This is a genomic window from Erythrobacter longus, assembly GCF_000715015.1.
GTDB lineage: Bacteria > Pseudomonadota > Alphaproteobacteria > Sphingomonadales > Sphingomonadaceae > Erythrobacter > Erythrobacter longus.
Genome location: NZ_JMIW01000009.1, coordinates 44068 through 61229, shown reverse-complemented (window position 1 = coordinate 61229; position 17162 = coordinate 44068). Strand labels below are relative to the sequence as shown.

Below are 17162 nucleotides of genomic sequence, written 5' to 3'. Positions count from 1 at the left end.
CGCCTAGAACGTTATTTGGGTGGTGTAGCGCGAGGCAATCGCAGTGCCCTGTGCGTCCGTTGCCGGGTTGAATTTGGCGCGCTCCATAATGATACCGCAAGCGCGCTCGTTGATTGCTTTAACATCACTGGGCTCGCTCACCTCGCATTGGGTGGGCTTACCGGATCCGCTTACCGCGATAACGACGCCAATCGTGGTGGAGCCTGTGTCATCCGCGTAAATCGGGATTTGCCCTTTGGGAAACCACAGGTCGGACCGGATTGGCGCAACCTCGCGATTGGCAGCAAAGGGGCCTGCCAGATTGGGATCGGGAATTTCCCTTTGCAGATAATTGCTTGGCGGTGGGGGCGGCACCAAGGGAACTCTGCTTTCAGGCCACCGGCTGGCGCATTCAGAAAGCATTGCGTAGGCGGCATTGCTGCCTTTGAGCGAAAAGGAAAAGCGAGCCTCGCCATCGACCCGCAGTTGCATTGTGTTTGCCGACCGGAAGAATGCGATCACCTGTTCGTCTGGCGCTGAGGGGGTGTAGTAATTCCCGCCCAAAAGCGCTCCGCGCACGATTTCATCATCGAACGCGAATGTAACAACGCCGGGCCTTTGCGGGCGCGAAGAGCCTGTTACCCTGAGCCCCAGATAACCGACTTCCCCGCCGCCTCTGGTGATGGTGAGCTTCACATCATCGCGTTCGGACCACGTAAGACGACAGGTTTCAATGATGGTTTCGGACACTGTCCAACCGCCCACCTTGCCATATTCTTCAACCTCGTTTTGAGCGCTGACGGGCGACAAGGGCGTGAGACAGGCAAGGGTTGATGCCGCCACCGCAATGGCTTTGGATACCGGGTTTATCATGGACGGATCAAAACATGATGAGCGGGCCAAATGCAAATGGCAAAACCCCAAGGGGTCCTGATCCTGGGCTGATTTCAGCCTTACTCGCCCGCAAACCGCACGCTTGCGGTGTAACGCGCCTTGGCGACTGAACCATCGCTCCCGCGGGCAGGTTCAAACCGTGCGCGGTCCATCAATATCCGGCAGGCCTCACGATCAAACCGGCGCGAGCCTGTGCTGCGATCGACTTCGCATTCTTCCGCGCGTCCCTCTTCATTGACCAGCAGCGTGTAGCGCAAAACGCCTTGCCCGCTTTTGAACCCGCGCGAGGGCCAGGGCAGGGTGTCATCGCTGCCAATCCAGCCAGCAGGGTTGATCGGACGAGCGCTCACTGGCGCTAAGAGGGTTGGCCGGTCCAAAGGAGGAGCGACGCCGCCCCGCCGTGAGGGCTGGCTTGAGGGCTGGCGTGAAGGCTGAGAGCGTGAGGGCGCAGAAGGAACGGTGCCGGTGCCGGTGCTGGACCTGCTGCTGGACCTGCTGCTGGGCGCATCCAAATCGCGGGTATTGGCGCCCGCCAGCCTGCGATACCACGGGATATAGCGCCATTGTTCTGCACATTGCTTGAGCAGGCGAAAACCCGCTGAGCTCGTCGTTAGGTCAATGCGCGCAAGCTGATTTCCGCCGTGATCGACATACAGGGTTCTCGCCGAACGAAAGGCCACTTCGACATCGCTTGTGCTGGCCGATAATGAATAGCCATTGCCCGATTGGTATCCGCCAAAACGTGCTTCATCAAAGGCCCATGTCACATCGCCCACCATGCCGGTGAAAAAGCTGCCGGATTTGCGTTGAAGCGCCAGAACGCCTGCGCGCCCATCGGCCATGCTGTAGCGCAGCACGACTTGAGGGTGATTGGTCAGCCGCAATTCGCAAGTGCGCGCATTTTCATTTTGCACGACCACCCAACGCCCCAGATCGACAAATGTCTCCTCGCCCGATTGTTGCATGGCAACGACAGGCGCAGATGCGCAGGCCAAGGCGGCCATGCCAAATGCTTTAAGGCAAAGTTTTAAAGACTGATTGGGGTTCGAACGGTGATCGATCATTGGCAAAGATGTTCAAGTTTTTGGAGCCTGACACAAAAAGGCGGCGCTGATCCCTTCCGCCGCCTTTCCGTCCCATCCACGGGCTGTGTCAGGGTGTGTGTCAGTTGACTGGCTTTACGCTTTTGCCATCTTCACGAATAGTAATACGCAGAACTTCGCCAGAGTTTCCCGGAAAATCGGTAAAAATTGCATCGACAAGGTTGGGAACCAGGCTTTGCAGGCGGTTAGATCGTGATGCGGCTTGCGCTTGTCCTTCGAAAAGGCGCTCACCGGTTGCATTGTTGTCGATCTTCACATCGACTTCGCTGGTGTAGACGGTGAAGCTGCGCACTTCTGGCCCGGCAAGCCATGGGTCATAAAAACCAAAGGCGAAATTACGTTGGAAACCAAATCCACCAAACCCGCCCCATGGGCCCCACGGACCAAACCGGCCAAAGCCAGCGCCCACATTGGTGGTGCGGACCCGCTCACGGCCGTTATCGACATCATAGTCAAAGCGAACGAGCAAGGTGGCGCTTTCAGGGGAGGCCGCAGGGGTATAGCCAAGCTCTGCCATTTCGGCGGCGACCAGATTTGCATAGGTCGCAAATTCAAGGCCTCCTGCAAGCGCCGGATCATCGGCAACCACGGCAAAGGATTGTCCCTGGGGTGCGGGCAATTGCGCTTGAAAGCGCGAGACATCCGCTTTGAAGGAAGAGGCGCAGGCCGAAAGGCCGACTGCCATGCTTGCAATCAGTCCCACCCGCACAAGGGTACGAGTGAGTGATGAGCGCGAATTTTCAGTTTCGAGGGTCATAATGTTGGAGTTCATGCCATATCCTTCACAAAATCGCCAGTGAGACCCTTGCAACAGGGGACCGCTAGCGTTGTTCTTTACGGGTGCTTTTCCAAATCGGCCCAAACCAGCATTGCCCTCGCGCATCCGTCGCGATCTCATTCGCGGCGGCGTCACCTTTTTGCCCTGGGTCATCACCCGCGCACAAGCATAACTTAGTACGCTGAACCCCATTTGAACATGGGGTCGCCCAATTGGTATACGCCCCTTGGAAGTAAGCCAAGCGGCCTAGGCTCAGGACCTATTAAACCCGCCTTCGAGGCGCCGGAATGACGAACATATCGGGCGAAAGTGCGCTGAAAGACCGCCGGTATTCCTGCACCTTTACTCCTTGCACAAGGCCATTTTGCTTCAAACCTCGAAGGCGGGTTTAATAGGTCCTGAGCCTAGGGTCCTGACCCCAGGCGCCCTCTGCGCCGTGCTCTAACCGCGCACCAGTCCCAACGCTTTATAAGTTGCATCAAGGGTCGGAAGGCCGTGCTCGCGCGCTTGTGCCGCGCCTCGGGCAAGGATCGCATCCAATGCTTCCAAGTCGTCTTTGAGTTCCATGAAGCGTTCGTTGATGGGGCGCAGCGTTTCCACCAGAACCTCGCCAAGCGCCGGTTTGAACGCGCCAAACCCCTGGCCGCCATGTTCGGCAAGCACCTGGCCCACGCTTTGGCCGGTCAGAGCGCTGTAGATACCAACAAGGTTTTTCGCCTCGGCGCGCCCCTCAAGACCCGCTTCTTCGCTTGGAAGTGGTTCGGGATCGGTCTTGGCCTTCTTGACCTTTTTCATCACCGTATCGGCGTCATCGGTAAGGCTGATCCGGCTCATCTCTGATGGGTCGGATTTGCTCATCTTGGACGTGCCATCGCGCAAGGACATGATCCGCGCAGCAGCAGGCGGGATGTAAGGCTCGGGCAAGGTAAACAGCGGTGCATCTGAGCCATCTTCATTTGGGGGACAAAAATCCGTGTTGAATTTCTGCGCAATGTCGCGGGCAAGCTCCAGATGCTGTTTCTGGTCTTCGCCAACGGGCACATGGGTCGCCTGATAAAGCAGCACGTCGGCGGCCTGCAACACAGGGTAAGTGAAGAGCGCAACCGATTGCCCCTCGCGGTTTTTGCCCGCCTTGTCCTTCCACTGCGTCATCCGGTTTAGCCACCCCATGCGCGCGGTGCCGTTTAGCAGCCATTGCATCTCTGCGTGGGCTGGCACCTGTGCCTGATTGAACAGGATCGTCTTGGAAGGGTCCACTCCGCAAGCCACAAGCGTTGCCACCATTTCACGGGTGTTCTGGGTCAGCTCGGCGGGGTCATGCGGCTGCGATATGGCGTGCAGGTCAGCGAGAAAAATGAAACATTCGCCGCCTGCGGCCTGTGCTTCGTCTTGCAACTTCACATAGTTGACGATCGCGCCAAGGTAATTGCCAAGGTGCGGCTTTCCGGTGGGCTGGATGCCTGAGACGACTCTCATTGTGGGTACTCTTTCTTCTAAATTGATTGGCAGGTTAGAGCTTTAGAAGCTTCCGAGCCATCGCCCAATCGGCCAATTATGGGCCGCCCGCCCGAGCACTGCGAAACGCAGTGGGGCTGAACTGGCCGAGAAGAATGTGTTGGTCATGAGGATTGCCAATAGCAGATGCGTTTCGCTGGGCAAGAACATAGCTGGGCAAGAAAAGCCTATTGCTTGCGGGTGAGGGCAGCGATGCGTTGTTTGTCGATTGCGCCAATGGCAAAGGCAATGCCGAAATAGACCACCAAAGCCGCCCCGACGAGCACGCCCAATGCCCCCAAACGCGCAAACAATCCTGCCGAATACCAGCCAGTGAGCAAATCGTTTGCGTAGTAAAGCGCTGCGCCCATAGCGGCAGCTGCGAGGACCTGTTTGGCGATGCGGAAAAGCAGGATGGCGGGCATGGCATAAAACCCGCGCGAGGCCAGCACGATCATCAGGAACACCACATTGATCCACGCGCCCACAACGCTGGCAAAGGCAACGCCGATCACGCCATAGGTGTCGAGGAAGAAAATTGTCGAAGTGATAAACACGGCCAAGGAAATGAACGCCGCCACCACCGGGGTGCGTGTATCAGACCGCGCATAGAAATTGGGCACCAGCACCTTCACCAGCACATAGGCTGGAAGGCCCAGCACGAGGGTGCTGAGCACCTGACCCGTTATCGCCGCATCCGCGAGGTCAAACCGCCCGCCTTGGAAAATCATCGTCACAAACGCCTCGGCACAAATCGCGAGGGCCACAGCCGCGGGAATGGTGAGCAGCATCGCCAGTTCGATCGCATTCGACTGTAGTCGGTCCGCGCTGTCCTTGTCATCGCCGCCCACAAATTTGCTCAATGAAGGCAGGATCGCCGTCGAAAGCGCAATCCCGATAATCCCAAGCGGCAATTGGTTCAGGCGGTCGGCATAATTCATGTAGCTGACCGCTCCATCCTCAAGCTGGTTGAGGAAATAAAGCTGCACCAGAGTGTTGATCTGATACGCGCCGCCGCCAATCGCTGCGGGAAGGGCGATGATCGAAAGCCGCTTTACCTCTGGCGTGATACGCGGCCACAAAAGCCTGGGGCGAAACCCTTCGACCCGGGTCCAGTAATACAGCCATGCGAGCTGCATCACCCCTGCGCCTGTCACCGCCCATGCGATGCCGTATGCGATCTGGGTGACGCTGGCGCCTGTGGTTTGCGCAAACCATTCGCCCGCCAAAAGCGCCGCAATCAGGACAAGGTTCAAGATAATCGGAAAAGATGCCCCCGGTGCGAAACGCGACACCGAATTGAGCATCCCTGTGAACAGCGTCACGAGCGATACGAGGATGATGTAGGGGAACATGATCCGCGCAAAATCAACCGCGAGCGGATAGGTCTCATAGTCCAGCGGCTTTTCCGACAGGACCCAGATGACGCCGGGCATCGCGATCTCAAACACCGCCACCAGCGCGATCAGAACCGGCAGAAACACGCTCAGCACATCGGCGCTGAAACTCTTGGCGTCTTCCAAGCCTTCTTGCTCGTCATCCTTCCCATGCAATCGTCTGGAAAACATTGGCACAAAGGCGGCCGAAAATGCGCCTTCTGCAAACAGGCGGCGGAACACGTTGGGGATGATGAAGGCCTGAAACCATGCATCCGTCACGCCGTTTGCGCCAAGGATGCGCGCGAAGATCATTTCGCGCGCCATCCCGGCGATCCGGCTGACGAGGGTGAGGGACCCGATGGTCCCCACATTTTTAAGCAGGCTCATGGGTTATCGTATTCCCGCGCGCCGAGCTGAACGCAAGGTATTGGCTCTTACGCTGTAGGCGAAGGCGTGGTTACCGCGCCTTCTTGCGCACGCTTGGCCTGAAGCTGCTGGATGTAAAGACCGTTGAAATCAATCGGCTCAATCATGAGCGGCGGGAAGCCTGCATCGCGCACGGCATCGGCAATCACTCGGCGCGCAAATGGGAAGATGATGCGCGGTGCTTCGCCGTAAAGGAAGGCGTGGGCCTGTTCTTCAGGGATGTTGCGAATGCCGATCAGCGCGCAGTAGGCGAGCTCAATGATATAGGCAGGGCCGCGTTCCGCTGCTGCGGTGATGTTGATCTTCAGTTCAACCTCATGGACATCTTCGCCCTTGGGGGCCGCGCCAATGTTGAACTGTACGTCAACCTTGGGCTGGTCTGGCCATTGGTACACCTCTGGCGCGCTTGGGTTTTCGACCGAGAGGTCTTTGACATATTGCGTGATGATGCCAGCCGCTGGTTGATCATCCGCGCCGTTTGCGCCTGCATTGTCTAGATTGGTGAGAACGTCGCCTTCGTCGGCCATAATGAAGTGTCTTTCGCTTGAAGTGTATGCGTGTTCTTGGCCGCGTCGGGTAAGAGCGCTGCTGCAAACACATAATCTGGGGTGCGCGCCTAGCAGGGGGCAGGCTTTTGGGCAATCGGGAGCGCAATATTTCCCAGCAATATAGCAGGGACGGCGCAGTGTATCGGCAGATGAAGGCGCCCGACCCCAAAAATTGCCTTATCCTTAGCACAATTCGGCGTCTCTTCGCGTAATTGGACGTTGGAGAATTGAAATTTGTGCCTATTTATGGGACGAACATTAGTGGTTTTGATGCATCCTGCGCCAATCCGGGTCGTATCTCGTGTTGGCATACACTTTCAATTCAGTCATGGTGGCTAAGATTGGGGTGTTGAAAATGCGCGAAAGCGGCCAAATCAAGGAAGTAACGTGATTCTAGAAATCGTCATCCTCGCAATGATCGCAGCCTTTTTGGGTCTGCGCCTGTACTCGGTGCTGGGTCGCCGGGCCGAGCATGAAGAAGAATCAGTGCCGCAGCGCTTTGATGCGGGCGATGATGCGCCCGCGCAAACACCATCCGCAACGCAAGCTCCGCAAGCAGCCCAGGTGCGTCCCGCTGAACTCGAAGGTGTCATGCCAGCGGTCGAAACCGGCATCCGCAGCATTGCGAGCGCTGACCGCAATTTCGATTTCAGCTCTTTCATCGAGGGCGCAAAAGGCGCCTATGAAATGGTGCTTGAGGCGTTTTGGGCAGGCGACAAGGACACTCTTCGCGAGCTTTGCGATGACGATGTTTACGCTGGGTTCGAAGCGGCCATTGATGAGCGCGAGGCCGCTGGCCACACGCTTCAAAACAAGCTGATCCGAATCGAAGAGACCCGCGTCCACTCTGCATCGCTCGACACCAACAAGTTCAGCAAGGTGGCGCGAATCGCCGTGCTGTTTGTTGCCGATATCGCAGCGGTAACGCGTGACAGCGACGGCAATGTCGTTGCAGGCAGCCTCGATGATGCGGTCGAAAGCCGCGATATCTGGACCTTTAGCCGCGATACGTCTTCGCGTGATCCAAACTGGATCCTCGACGAAACCGACCAAGCCTAAGCACCGCCTGGGAGGGCTTCGCGATGTTCGGCCTTCGCAGGTTCACTAAGGTCTCATCTGAAAAAACGATTCGGCTCGAAGGGCCTGAGACGAAAGCCCACGCTCCCCGCTCGATTGGTGCAGGCGCGGCGGCTCTCATGTCGCTTGTCCTTTTGTCGGGTTGTTTGCGCCTTGTGCCTGATGCCAGCGCGCCGCGCCCCGCTGCGCCCCTGCCTCCACCTTTGACCAGTGTGACAAGCGCGGCTCTTGCAGGCGTTGTCAGAGGTCCGAGTGTCGGCGCGCTTGGGATGAGCCAGAGCGATGCAGGCACGGCACTGGCAGGCTTTATCGAAAGCTGCCCCCAGCTTTTGCGCCGCGAGGATAAAAGCGGGCTTTCCTTTGGCGCCGATTGGCGACCCGCGTGCGAGGCGGCCTATCAATGGCCCTTGCGCGATGCGCCGCGCTTTTTCCAAACCCATTTTGAAACCGCGCGCATTGGTGATGGTAGCGCTTTTGCGACCGGCTATTTCGAACCCGAGATTGCCGGTTCTCGCACGCGTCGCCCCGGCTTTGATGTGCCCGTCTATGCCATGCCCGATGATCTGGTGCGCGGCTGGCCCGATGATGTGCCAGAGGCCGAACGCACCGGTCGCCCGCCGCTTGGCCGCTATGCGTCTGATGGCTCGTTTGAGAGTTATCATGACCGCGCCGCCATCGAAGACGGCGCGCTTGAAGGCCGGGTACCGGTGATCGCCTATGCCGCCGATCCAGTCGAGTTTTTCTTCCTGCAAATCCAGGGGTCCGGCCGTTTGCGCACGCCAGAGGGCGACGTCATCCGCATCGGCTATGCCGGGCAAAATGGGCGCGGATACACAGGCATTGGCGGGGTCATGCGCGAACGCGGCCTATTGGGGGATGGTCCGGGACAATATTCCGGCTCAATGCAGGGGATCATGGCTTACATCCGCGAGAATCCGCGTGAGGGCCGCGAATTGATGCGTCTCAACAAAAGCTGGATTTTCTTCCGCGAATTGACCGGCGATGGGCCTTTGGGCGCGCTGGGCGTCCCGGTGCGCAGCCGTGCCTCGGTCGCAGCCGATCCCGCATTTGTCCCGCTTGGCGCGCCGGTATGGCTTGATCTTGACCGCGATGAAGCAGACGGCCTTTGGATTGTCCAGGATACAGGCGGCGCGATCAAGGGTGCAAACCGGTTCGATACGTTTTGGGGCGCTGGTGAAGAGGCGCGGCGCATTGCCGGCGGGATGAGCGGGCGCGGGTCCGCGCTCCTGCTGCTGCCCAAAGGCACCGTTGACCGGCTCAATTCCCGAAATCCCAGACCTGCTGCGCAATGAGTTACCCGCGCGGCCTTAGCGAACCCGAGCAGCGCGCTTGGGCGCGCCTTGCATCGAGCGTCACACCCCTGCCTGGTAAAGCCGTGCCGGGGAAGAAAGCGCCACAGGTGGCTGAACCGGTGGAGATGAAACCGGCTCCCCAACCCGCCTTAAAGCCCGCTTTAAAGCCTGCACCGATGCCCAGGCCAAAAGCAGTCGCGAAGCGTCCGTTGATGCGAGCCAATTCTCCATCTCCCGCGCTCAACCCCGCCAAACGATCGATGGCGACCAGCCAGCTTGACGGCAGTTGGAACCGGAAATTGAAATCGGGTCAGATTGCGCCTGATTACACCCTTGATCTGCACGACCACAATCTTGACCGCGCCTATGACCGGATCATGAGCGGTCTCGATCAAGCTCGCATGATGGGCGCGCGGGTGGTGTTGGTTGTGGCGGGAAGAGAGCGCCCGGTGGACCCTGCCGACCGCGCCAATAAACGCGGCGCAATCCGTGCAAAGCTGCTCGATTGGCTGGCGGTCAGCCGTCATGCAGAAGCCATCGCAGCCGTGCGGCGCGCCCACATCCGCCATGGCGGAGAGGGCGCGCTTTATCTGGTGCTGAAACGGTCTGGCTAAGTTGGAGCTGCGCCTTTTCTTCTGATGCCGCTTAGGGCTTCGGGCGGACGATTTTACATTTTACAACCCTTTACCCCGTTATTTTACATTTTGCTCTATACAGAACGCATAAGACGGTTTGCGCAGGGCGGCAGAAAATCACGCCCTTGCAAATAAAGGGAAAACTTCGGTCGCGAATGATTGTTTTGCGCGACTGGCGTGCTCGGGGCGGACACCGCGACGGGCTCAGACAGTTTTAGAGAGGGCGTTTGCCCAATTCTTCATGCACGTCATCAGGCGGCATGAAGTTGCACGAGCTCGATAGAGGCCAAAAGGCCTGATCGAGTCCTCGGGTCGCACGCTGCGGCGTCGGGTCGCAGATAACTTAAGGGCGCGTTGGCACAGTTCAGCGCGCCCTTTTTTGTCGCCTCTATTCGTTCAGGAATTGGCCCAAGAGGTTAAGGCAATCCTTCGATTCTCTCGTGGGCACAATCGCCATAAAGACGTGCGGCGCGCCTTCATATTCGTAGAGTTTGGCATCCACCCCTGCATCGCGCAACTTGCCGGTGAAGGTGCGACTGTCGATGATGAAAAGGTCATGGCGCCCGGTCCAAATGCGGGTTGGTGGAAGCGCGGCGAGATCTTCTTGGCTATAGTAGAGCGGGCTGAATTGGGGGCTTGCAGGATCGCCTTCCCCTGCAAACACGCGGCCACAGGCGCGAAGAGTGCCAATTCTCAGCATGAAGTCGTGGGGCTCTACCGCTTTCATCGCAGGATCGGCCATCGTCAGATCAAGCCACGGGGCAAACAACGCCAATTTGCCCGGCATTGGTCCGCCCTTTTTGGCAAGGCGCAAGGCAAGCGACAGAGCCATATGCCCCCCGGCGCTATCGCCATTCAGCATGATCTTCGAAGGGTCGTGCGTCTCAGCAATCTTGGCAAAAGCCGCATCAGCGAGCTCATCTTGGCGTGTGTGCACGCTTTCAGGGACGACTTCGTAAAGCGGCAGGGAAACACTGACCCCAAGCTTTTCAACCATCGCCTGAGCCAGTGGCCAATGCTCTTTGAACATGGGGAGGACAAATCCTCCGCCGTGAAAGTACAGCATGTGCCATGCACCCGGACCTGACTTGGGGTGAAGGGTGACGACCTTTTGGCCTGCCGCTTCCCATTCTTCAACGTGAAACTTGGCACGGAAGGCGCCGGGCATGGGCGCATCTTTGGGCAGGGGGCGCCCTGCCAGAAACGGCTCCAGACCTGCCGCCTCTTTCGGGAAAACATCGGGGCGCTTGGACATCAGCCATTTGACAGCACGCATCAGCAGGCTGGGCTTTGCGCTGCGCAATTCTATGGATGTGTCGGTAAGCATGATCACTCTCCTTTTTCAAAGGAGAGTGAAGCAAGCCTCAATCAAGTCAAGGATTGATGGCAGTGACAAGACCTTCATTAAGCCAAGCGCCCAGCATTGCGCCTGCACGCATCGCCGCGGCCTGGATGTCTTCGGGGGCCGGGTCATCATTCTGGCCCAGAAGGACCGCAATCAGATCGCCATAATTTGCACCGTCCTGCATCGCGGCAAAGGCGTCTGCGTGATCGGCATCGAGCAGGGTGAACGTGGGCCGTTCCCCATCGCGCGAGACGAGGCAGGTGGCCGGGGCTTCAAGCTTTGTATCTGACACCGCATCACCATTGCCAATGGTCTGCCAAAGCGTCTCTAGATCATGGTTCACAAGCCGCGCCCTTGCTCTTGGCTGGAATTGAAGGCGAAGCGTGCCCCAATCCTCATCGCCAAATTGCGCGCTTGCGGCGGCAAAATCCTGCGGCTTGAAGGGCTGCACATCGGGCGCGGTCGCAAGCTCAAGCATAGACCACTCAACCCATGCAAGCTCCGCCACCTCAAGGCGATCAGGGAACAGTTTGGTGCAGGTTTCATCAAAACCCTCGCCCGCCTCATCAATCGTCCAACCGCTTGGCGGATGGGCAATGGCGTGGTTGATGCATCCTTGCGCGAATTCCTTTGGCCCCAACAAAAGTGCCGTTCGTTCGTACGTTTCGGCCAACGCGCTCATAAGCGCGCCGCGATAATTGCCGCGATAGACCGCCATCCCGGCGGCCTGGGAATTGCCCCAGCCACTGGGCAAAGGCGCGCCTTCATCAAGGATCGAGGCCAAAAACGCGTCCTGCCGCTCTGCCAGAGTGCTCATGCCGGTTCCAGAACGCTTTCAGAAATCGCGCGCGCCCGGTCCAGTTCTGTCAAAAGCTCAGGCAAAGGCGGGATATGATCATCGCGCTCAATCATTACGGCCGGCAGGTGGGGCAGCATTTCGAGCGCCTTGGCATAAAGCTCCCACACAGGCTCAACAATAGCGCGGTCATGGGTGTCGATGATGATATCGCGTTCCGGGGTGGCGGGATCATGGCCTGCCAGATGGATCTGCCGCACACGGTCCAGCGGCAGGCCTGCAAGATAGTCCTCTGCCGAAAACCCGTGGTTCTTGGACGACACATAGATATTGTTCACATCCAGCAGCAGATAGCAGGCGGTCGCCTTCGTCATTTCGGTGAGGAATTCCCACTCGCTCATCTCATCTTCGGGAAAGGTGAGATAACTTGATGGGTTTTCAAACACCATTGCGCGGCCCAGCACATTTTGCGCATGGTCGATATTGTCGCACACCGCTTGCAAAGCTTCCTGTGTCAGCGGCAATGGCAGCAGATCGTGGCTGTTGTGGGCGCTGTTGCGGGTCCAGCACAAATGGTCTGACACCCACAAGGGTTCGATCCGCTGTTCGAGTATCTTGAGCTTTGCCAGATAGTCTTGATCAAGCCCGCGCGCCGAGCCAATCGACATGGAAACCCCGTGGATGATGACGGGCAGACGCTCGCGCACTTCTTCGAGGATGCGCATCTGGCGCCCGCCTTCGATCATGTAGTTTTCGCTGATCACTTCGACGAAATCGACCGGCACATCGCCGCGCAGGAAATCCTCATAATGCGTGCGCCTCAAACCAAGGCCAAAGCCTGAAAATGGTGCGATGGGGTTTGTTTGCGGGCTCATGGGCTTAATCCTAGCAGATTATTCGCCCACACAAAGCAGGCTCATTTCAGCCAGAAGTTCGATCAAGCTGGCCGCCGCGTTACAGTGATTTTTTTGAGGGTGAGCCCTAGGCTCAGGACCTATGAATCCCACCTTCGAGGTTTGAAGCAAAATGGCCTTGTGCAAGGAGTAAAGGCGCAGGAATACCGGCGGTCTCGAACAAAAACACGCTTGGAAAGGCAAAAAGCCTTCCCGGCGCGCGCTTTCGCCCGATATGTTCGGCATTCCGGCGCCTCGATGGAGGGATTCATAGGTCCTGAGCCTAATTTTTTCGAAAAAATGTAACCGTCTTGTGATGGCCCGCGAACCACTGGTCAGTTCCGACACAAATGGGAACGCAAGATTTAAGTTTGGAGAAATGCCATGAATAACAAATCAATTGCTTCGCTCGCAGGCCTCGCCCTTACCGCTGGTATCGCAGCTGGCATCGCCACCACACCAGTGGCCGCTCAAGGCGCGAAAGAAAAATGCTACGGGATCAGCCTTGCAGGCAAGAATGACTGTGCAGCAGGCCCCGGCACAAGCTGTGCTGGCACATCGACCCGCGATTATCAGGGCAACGCCTGGAAGTATGTCGACAAGAACACCTGCACAAGCATCAAGACCCCTAAAGGCAACGGCTCTCTCACGCCAATTCGCCGCTAACTCTTTTGCTTGCCTCAAAGCCCTCTCGCTTCTTCTTCCATTCGGACAATAGTGTGACATAATCCGGGTGAGATCGAGGAGTGTGAGGGCGAGGTAAGTCCCAGACAAAAAGGAAAAAGCCAAGCCCCACGCGCCCGTTTCAGGCAAACGAATGCGCGCGTCAAAGTCATGGCTTTTATGGAGGAACACATGAACGCAATCACATCCATTTACGGCCGTATCGTGGCTGTTCTCAAAGGCCCTCTGTTTGAAAGCATTGCCCTGCTTGGCATCCGCATTGCGCTTGCCGGGGTGTTCTGGCGGTCCTACAAAACCAAGGTCGCAGAAGGCACATGGTTCACCCCAAGCGAGTTTCTGCCATTCCTGTTTCAGGATGAATATGCAGGGCTCCCGATCCCGGTCGATATCGCTATGCCGATGACGATCTATGCCGAGTTCTTCTTCCCGATCCTCCTTTTTGCAGGCCTGTTCACCCGCTTTGGCGCAGCAGCTCTTGCGGTGATGGCGATCACAATCCAGATCTTCATCTACCCCACTGGTGTGCACTTCTGGGGCTGGGCGCTTGGTATTATCGCCATGGCATCCATCCTGATCAGCCGCGGCGGAGGCATGTTTGCCCTTGACCGTCTGGGCGACCGTTTCTTCGGCGAGAAAACCGCGTAATCGTGGTCGCTGACGAACCAACCCTGGCCCGGCTGATGACGGCAGCACAAGGCGGCGATAAAGCTGCAACCAGCGTGCTTTTGTCAGAGGCCGGGCTTTGGCTTGAGCGGTATTTCAGGCGGCGCATTCCCCCGCATTCGATCGATGATCTGGTGCAAGATGTGCTGATCGCCTTTTATACCAAGCGGGCAACATGGGACCCATCGCGTCCGTTCCTGCCATGGCTTGCCGCCATTGCGCGCTATCGCTGGGTCGATCACTTGCGCAAGGTGTACAAGCATGAGTCGCAGGAACTCATGGATGATGATGCCTCGCAGGACAGTGACGAGGAAATCGTTATGGCGCGGGTAAGCCTTGACCGGCTATTCGGGCAACTGCCGGAACGCCAGGCCGAAGTGATCGAAATGGTCAAAATCTCTGGCCTTTCTATTCGAGAGGCCGCCGAAAAGACCGGGCAAAGCGAAAGCCTTGTCAAAGTGAATATCCACCGTGGCCTTAAGAAGTTGGCGACGTTGGTTGAGAAAGCTGAATAACATGGAAAAGTACAACAACCGCGACGATCTGATCGCTGCCCTTACTGAAGACGTGACCCCAGTCACGCCGATCCGCCCGCGGCAAGGTCTTGCGCTTATCGCCTTTGCAACTGTCGCAGCCGCGCTTGCCTGTGTCGTGATCTTCGGATTTTGGGCGGGCATGCTTGATGGCCGCGCTTCTCCCTATTTCTGGATCAGCAATCTCTTGCTCGCAATCGTCGGCGCATCAAGCGCGACCGCGCTTGTCTCGACCGTCACCCCCCGGGTCGGCGCGCAAAATCCAGCGCCAGCATGGAGCACCGCCATGCTCGCGGTTCTTCCCATCGCCGTTTTCATCGGCGTGATGTCGCTTGAGGCGGGGCACGATCATGGGATGAGCCTTTCCGATCCCGGACTTCGATATTGGGAGTGTGCCGCCTATGGTCTTGGCGCAAGCTCGCTTATCGCTTTGGCATCGGTTCTGTTCCTTCGCCGGGGCGCGCCGGTTTCGCTCAACCGCGCAGGGTGGCTGATCGGGCTGACCAGCGGTTCGCTTGGCGCGCTCGCGTATAATTTGACCTGCCCTCTCGATAGCCTGTTGCACACAGGCGTCTGGCACGTGGCACCGGTGTTTATGGCAGCGATCTTCTGGCGCTATGCGGCCCCGCCGCTCATTCGCTGGTAAATCCTCGAATTGATGAAGGGGCAGGTGCGCATGTCATTGCCCCTTCACATCAAGCGCTCTATATAGCGCTCCATGTCTTCAGTACGGCCTTGGCGCGATATCGACAGGCGGGAATGCCGCCAGATCATGGTGGGTAATGTACCCGTTGGTGGCGGGGCTCCGATCACCGTCCAAACCATGACCAACACCCCCACCGAAGATGCGGTGGCAACGCTTGATCAGATCAGGCGGTGCGAGGAGGTGGGCTGCGATATCATCCGCGTTTCGTGCCCCACTGAGGAATCGACCAAAAGCTTTGCCAAGATCACCAAGGCAGCGCGCATTCCCATCGTTGCCGACATACACTTTCACTACAAACGCGCGTTGGAAGCCGCCGATGCGGGCGCTGCGTGTTTGCGGATCAATCCGGGCAATATCGGTTCATCAAAACGCGTTGCCGAAGTGGTCCGCGCGGCGAAAGCCAATGGCTGCGCGATCCGCATCGGGGTGAACGCTGGGTCCTTGGAAAAGGACCTCCTCGAAAAATACGGCGAACCTTGTCCCGAGGCGCTGATCGAAAGCGCTCTCGATCACATCAAGCTTTTGCAAGACCACGATTTTCACGAGTTCAAGGTCGCGGTGAAGGCTAGTGACGTCTTCCTCGCGGTTGCGGCATATCACGGGCTTGCCGAAACCGTGGATTGTCCCCTGCACCTTGGCATTACCGAGGCAGGCGGGCTTATCGGCGGAACAGTCAAATCCAGCATCGGCATGGGCTCACTCCTGTGGGCAGGCATTGGCGACACCATCCGCGTCTCGCTCTCGGCTGAGCCTGAAGAAGAGGTCAAAGTGGGCTATGAGATGCTCAAGTCGCTTGGCCTTAGAACGCGCGGCGTTCGCGTAGTCTCCTGCCCCTCGTGCTCACGCCAAGGCTTCGACGTGATCCGCACGGTCGAGACCCTCGAAAAACGCCTTGAACACATCAAAACGCCTATGAGCCTCTCTGTGCTTGGCTGCGTGGTCAACGGCCCCGGCGAAGCGCGCGAGACCGACATTGGCCTTACCGGCGGCGGCAATGGCAAGCACATGGTCTACCTCTCCGGCGTCAAAGCGCACGCGATTGAGGATGAGGATATGCTCGCCCACATCGTTAAGCTGGTCGAAGACAAGGCCGCCGCGATTGAAGCAGGCGAAGCGGTGGCGTTCGATCCGCACGCGGCAGAGGCTGCTGAATGATCAAGGCGATTTTCGCAGGACTTATCGCTGCGCTTCTGGTGATCGGCGGCGCGAGTTTGGCGCGCGGCGGTGACACGCATGACTATCCCGAAGCGCGCCTTTACGATGCCTCGATTGATGCGGGCGCCGCTGTGAATGCCGCGATGGAGCGCGCCAAGGAGCGCCGCGTCAACGTGCTGATCGCCTTTGGCGCAAACTGGTGCCACGACAGCCGCGCCTTTGCTGGCTGGACGCAAAGTGAGCGGATCGGCCGGTTGATCAAGGACCGCTACGAGCTGGTCTTCGTCAATGTCGGCATGCCGCAACAAGGCGACGGCCATAATCTGGATGTGTTGCAACGCTTCGGCATTGAGGAGCAGGAAGGCACGCCTTTGGTGCTGGTGGTATCGCCCGAGGGTGATGTCTTGAACGCAGACACCGCGCAAAGCTGGCGCAACACCGCCAGCCGCAGCGAGGACGAGATTTACGATGAGCTGGTGATCCTGGCTGAGCTGCAAAGTGGCGGGAACAGTGAGCAATCGAAAATAGTGCAGCAAATCTGGACGCGCAGTAAAGGCCAATCATGTGAGTATGCTGCGGGCGAAAATGGTCCTTGGCTTCAGGAGGTCAAAGACTTAGGCAAGATTGGGCCGAGCACCCGCCCCGCTGAAATCTCCGATGAAACTCCGTGGCGATGCGTTGCTACAGTGATATACGCCATACAGTCTGCCGGGGGGCCTGCAGGGTACATCAGCAATCCGACCAACCCGTAAGTGCTCCAC

The 17162-nt window shown here is 58.0% G+C and carries 18 protein-coding genes; 9 read left to right on the top strand and 9 right to left on the bottom strand.

Features of this window, described 5'->3' with window-relative positions; translation table 11 throughout:
• Positions 1-3: 3 nt before the first annotated feature.
• The 6 genes from EH31_RS15550 to secB all read right to left on the bottom strand — a co-directional run bounded on the left by EH31_RS15550 (position 4) and on the right by secB (position 6580).
• Positions 4-882 carry an energy transducer TonB gene (locus tag EH31_RS15550; RefSeq protein WP_206742046.1) on the bottom strand — a complete coding sequence of 293 codons (879 nt, stop codon included), beginning with the start codon at positions 880-882 and terminating at the stop codon, positions 4-6.
• A 50-nt stretch (positions 883-932) separates the two neighbouring features.
• Positions 933-1937: a TonB family protein gene (locus tag EH31_RS15545; RefSeq protein ID WP_034962089.1), complete on the bottom strand. Its 1005-nt coding sequence runs from the start codon at positions 1935-1937 to the stop codon at positions 933-935.
• A 100-nt stretch (positions 1938-2037) separates the two neighbouring features.
• Complete coding sequence (locus EH31_RS15540; RefSeq protein WP_152553615.1) at positions 2038-2661, bottom strand: DUF4136 domain-containing protein; 624 nt, start codon at positions 2659-2661, stop codon at positions 2038-2040.
• 534 nt (positions 2662-3195) lie between these two features.
• Positions 3196-4230, bottom strand: coding sequence for a tryptophan--tRNA ligase (gene trpS, locus EH31_RS15535; protein WP_034962087.1), 1035 nt, complete (start codon positions 4228-4230; stop codon positions 3196-3198).
• 206 nt (positions 4231-4436) lie between these two features.
• Positions 4437-6014 (bottom strand): murein biosynthesis integral membrane protein MurJ, encoded by a 1578-nt coding sequence (gene murJ / locus EH31_RS15530; protein ID WP_034962085.1) that lies wholly within the window; start codon positions 6012-6014, stop codon positions 4437-4439.
• A 47-nt stretch (positions 6015-6061) separates the two neighbouring features.
• Positions 6062-6580 carry a protein-export chaperone SecB gene (gene secB / locus EH31_RS15525; RefSeq protein WP_034962084.1) on the bottom strand — a complete coding sequence of 173 codons (519 nt, stop codon included), beginning with the start codon at positions 6578-6580 and terminating at the stop codon, positions 6062-6064.
• Positions 6581-6988: 408 nt separating this feature from the next.
• Between secB and EH31_RS15520 the strand changes: the two genes are divergently transcribed.
• The 3 genes from EH31_RS15520 (at position 6989) to EH31_RS15510 (ending at position 9605) form a co-directional block, all read left to right on the top strand.
• On the top strand, positions 6989-7660 hold the full coding sequence (locus tag EH31_RS15520) for a Tim44/TimA family putative adaptor protein (RefSeq protein WP_034962082.1): 672 nt from the start codon (positions 6989-6991) through the stop codon (positions 7658-7660).
• A gap of 137 nt (positions 7661-7797) precedes the next feature.
• Complete coding sequence (gene mltA / locus EH31_RS15515; protein WP_034962260.1) at positions 7798-8991, top strand: murein transglycosylase A; 1194 nt, start codon at positions 7798-7800, stop codon at positions 8989-8991.
• Positions 8992-9203: 212 nt separating this feature from the next.
• Complete coding sequence (locus tag EH31_RS15510) at positions 9204-9605, top strand: Smr/MutS family protein (protein ID WP_338390489.1); 402 nt, start codon at positions 9204-9206, stop codon at positions 9603-9605.
• A 409-nt stretch (positions 9606-10014) separates the two neighbouring features.
• Here the strand turns inward: EH31_RS15510 and EH31_RS15505 are convergent, their stop codons facing one another.
• The 3 genes from EH31_RS15505 to bufB are packed head-to-tail and all read right to left on the bottom strand — an operon-like array spanning position 10015 to position 12642.
• Positions 10015-10953, bottom strand: a complete 939-nt coding sequence (locus EH31_RS15505; RefSeq protein WP_034962078.1) for an alpha/beta hydrolase — start codon at positions 10951-10953, stop codon at positions 10015-10017.
• 46 nt (positions 10954-10999) lie between these two features.
• A complete protein-coding gene (locus EH31_RS17060) occupies positions 11000-11788 on the bottom strand; it encodes an HvfC/BufC N-terminal domain-containing protein (protein WP_051699353.1) in 789 nt (262 codons plus the stop codon).
• Complete coding sequence (gene bufB / locus EH31_RS15495; RefSeq protein ID WP_034962077.1) at positions 11785-12642, bottom strand: MNIO family bufferin maturase; 858 nt, start codon at positions 12640-12642, stop codon at positions 11785-11787. Before bufB ends, EH31_RS17060 begins: the two co-directional genes overlap by 4 nt.
• Positions 12643-13044: 402 nt before the next feature.
• On the opposite strand from bufB, the gene EH31_RS15485 reads away from it, so the two are divergent.
• The 6 genes from EH31_RS15485 (at position 13045) to EH31_RS17430 (ending at position 17153) form a co-directional block, all read left to right on the top strand.
• Positions 13045-13326, top strand: coding sequence for a BufA1 family periplasmic bufferin-type metallophore (locus tag EH31_RS15485; protein WP_051699352.1), 282 nt, complete (start codon positions 13045-13047; stop codon positions 13324-13326).
• A gap of 189 nt (positions 13327-13515) precedes the next feature.
• Entirely contained in the window at positions 13516-13989 is a 474-nt protein-coding gene (locus EH31_RS15480) for a DoxX family protein (protein WP_034962254.1), read from the top strand.
• Positions 13990-13991: 2 nt separating this feature from the next.
• Complete coding sequence (locus tag EH31_RS15475) at positions 13992-14522, top strand: sigma-70 family RNA polymerase sigma factor (RefSeq protein ID WP_034962073.1); 531 nt, start codon at positions 13992-13994, stop codon at positions 14520-14522.
• Position 14523: 1 nt separating this feature from the next.
• The gene (locus EH31_RS15470) at positions 14524-15186 is read left to right on the top strand and encodes an NrsF family protein (RefSeq protein ID WP_034962071.1); all 663 of its coding nucleotides are present in this window, start codon (positions 14524-14526) and stop codon (positions 15184-15186) included.
• 72 nt (positions 15187-15258) lie between these two features.
• A complete protein-coding gene (gene ispG, locus EH31_RS15465) occupies positions 15259-16401 on the top strand; it encodes a flavodoxin-dependent (E)-4-hydroxy-3-methylbut-2-enyl-diphosphate synthase (protein WP_034962069.1) in 1143 nt (380 codons plus the stop codon).
• Positions 16398-17153, top strand: a complete 756-nt coding sequence (locus EH31_RS17430; protein ID WP_169738776.1) for a thioredoxin family protein — start codon at positions 16398-16400, stop codon at positions 17151-17153. The genes ispG and EH31_RS17430 overlap by 4 nt, the downstream gene beginning before the upstream one ends.
• Positions 17154-17162 lie beyond the last annotated feature (9 nt).

Bases quoted from the DNA above. Each gene is read 5' to 3' on its own strand.
- EH31_RS15540 (WP_152553615.1), bottom strand. From the start codon at position 2,661: ATGGCAGTCGGCCTTTCGGCCTGCGCCTCTTCCTTCAAAGCGGATGTC.
- EH31_RS17430 (WP_169738776.1), top strand. From the start codon at position 16,398: ATGATCAAGGCGATTTTCGCAGGACTTATCGCTGCGCTTCTGGTGATC.
- EH31_RS15505 (WP_034962078.1), bottom strand. From the start codon at position 10,953: ATGCTTACCGACACATCCATAGAATTGCGCAGCGCAAAGCCCAGCCTG.
- ispG (WP_034962069.1), top strand. From the start codon at position 15,259: ATGTCTTCAGTACGGCCTTGGCGCGATATCGACAGGCGGGAATGCCGC.
- mltA (WP_034962260.1), top strand. From the start codon at position 7,798: ATGTCGCTTGTCCTTTTGTCGGGTTGTTTGCGCCTTGTGCCTGATGCC.
- EH31_RS15510 (WP_338390489.1), top strand. From the start codon at position 9,204: ATGCGAGCCAATTCTCCATCTCCCGCGCTCAACCCCGCCAAACGATCG.
- murJ (WP_034962085.1), bottom strand. From the start codon at position 6,014: ATGAGCCTGCTTAAAAATGTGGGGACCATCGGGTCCCTCACCCTCGTC.
- trpS (WP_034962087.1), bottom strand. From the start codon at position 4,230: ATGAGAGTCGTCTCAGGCATCCAGCCCACCGGAAAGCCGCACCTTGGC.
- bufB (WP_034962077.1), bottom strand. From the start codon at position 12,642: ATGAGCCCGCAAACAAACCCCATCGCACCATTTTCAGGCTTTGGCCTT.
- EH31_RS15485 (WP_051699352.1), top strand. From the start codon at position 13,045: ATGAATAACAAATCAATTGCTTCGCTCGCAGGCCTCGCCCTTACCGCT.
- EH31_RS17060 (WP_051699353.1), bottom strand. From the start codon at position 11,788: ATGAGCACTCTGGCAGAGCGGCAGGACGCGTTTTTGGCCTCGATCCTT.
- EH31_RS15545 (WP_034962089.1), bottom strand. From the start codon at position 1,937: ATGATCGATCACCGTTCGAACCCCAATCAGTCTTTAAAACTTTGCCTT.
- secB (WP_034962084.1), bottom strand. From the start codon at position 6,580: ATGGCCGACGAAGGCGACGTTCTCACCAATCTAGACAATGCAGGCGCA.
- EH31_RS15480 (WP_034962254.1), top strand. From the start codon at position 13,516: ATGAACGCAATCACATCCATTTACGGCCGTATCGTGGCTGTTCTCAAA.
- EH31_RS15470 (WP_034962071.1), top strand. From the start codon at position 14,524: ATGGAAAAGTACAACAACCGCGACGATCTGATCGCTGCCCTTACTGAA.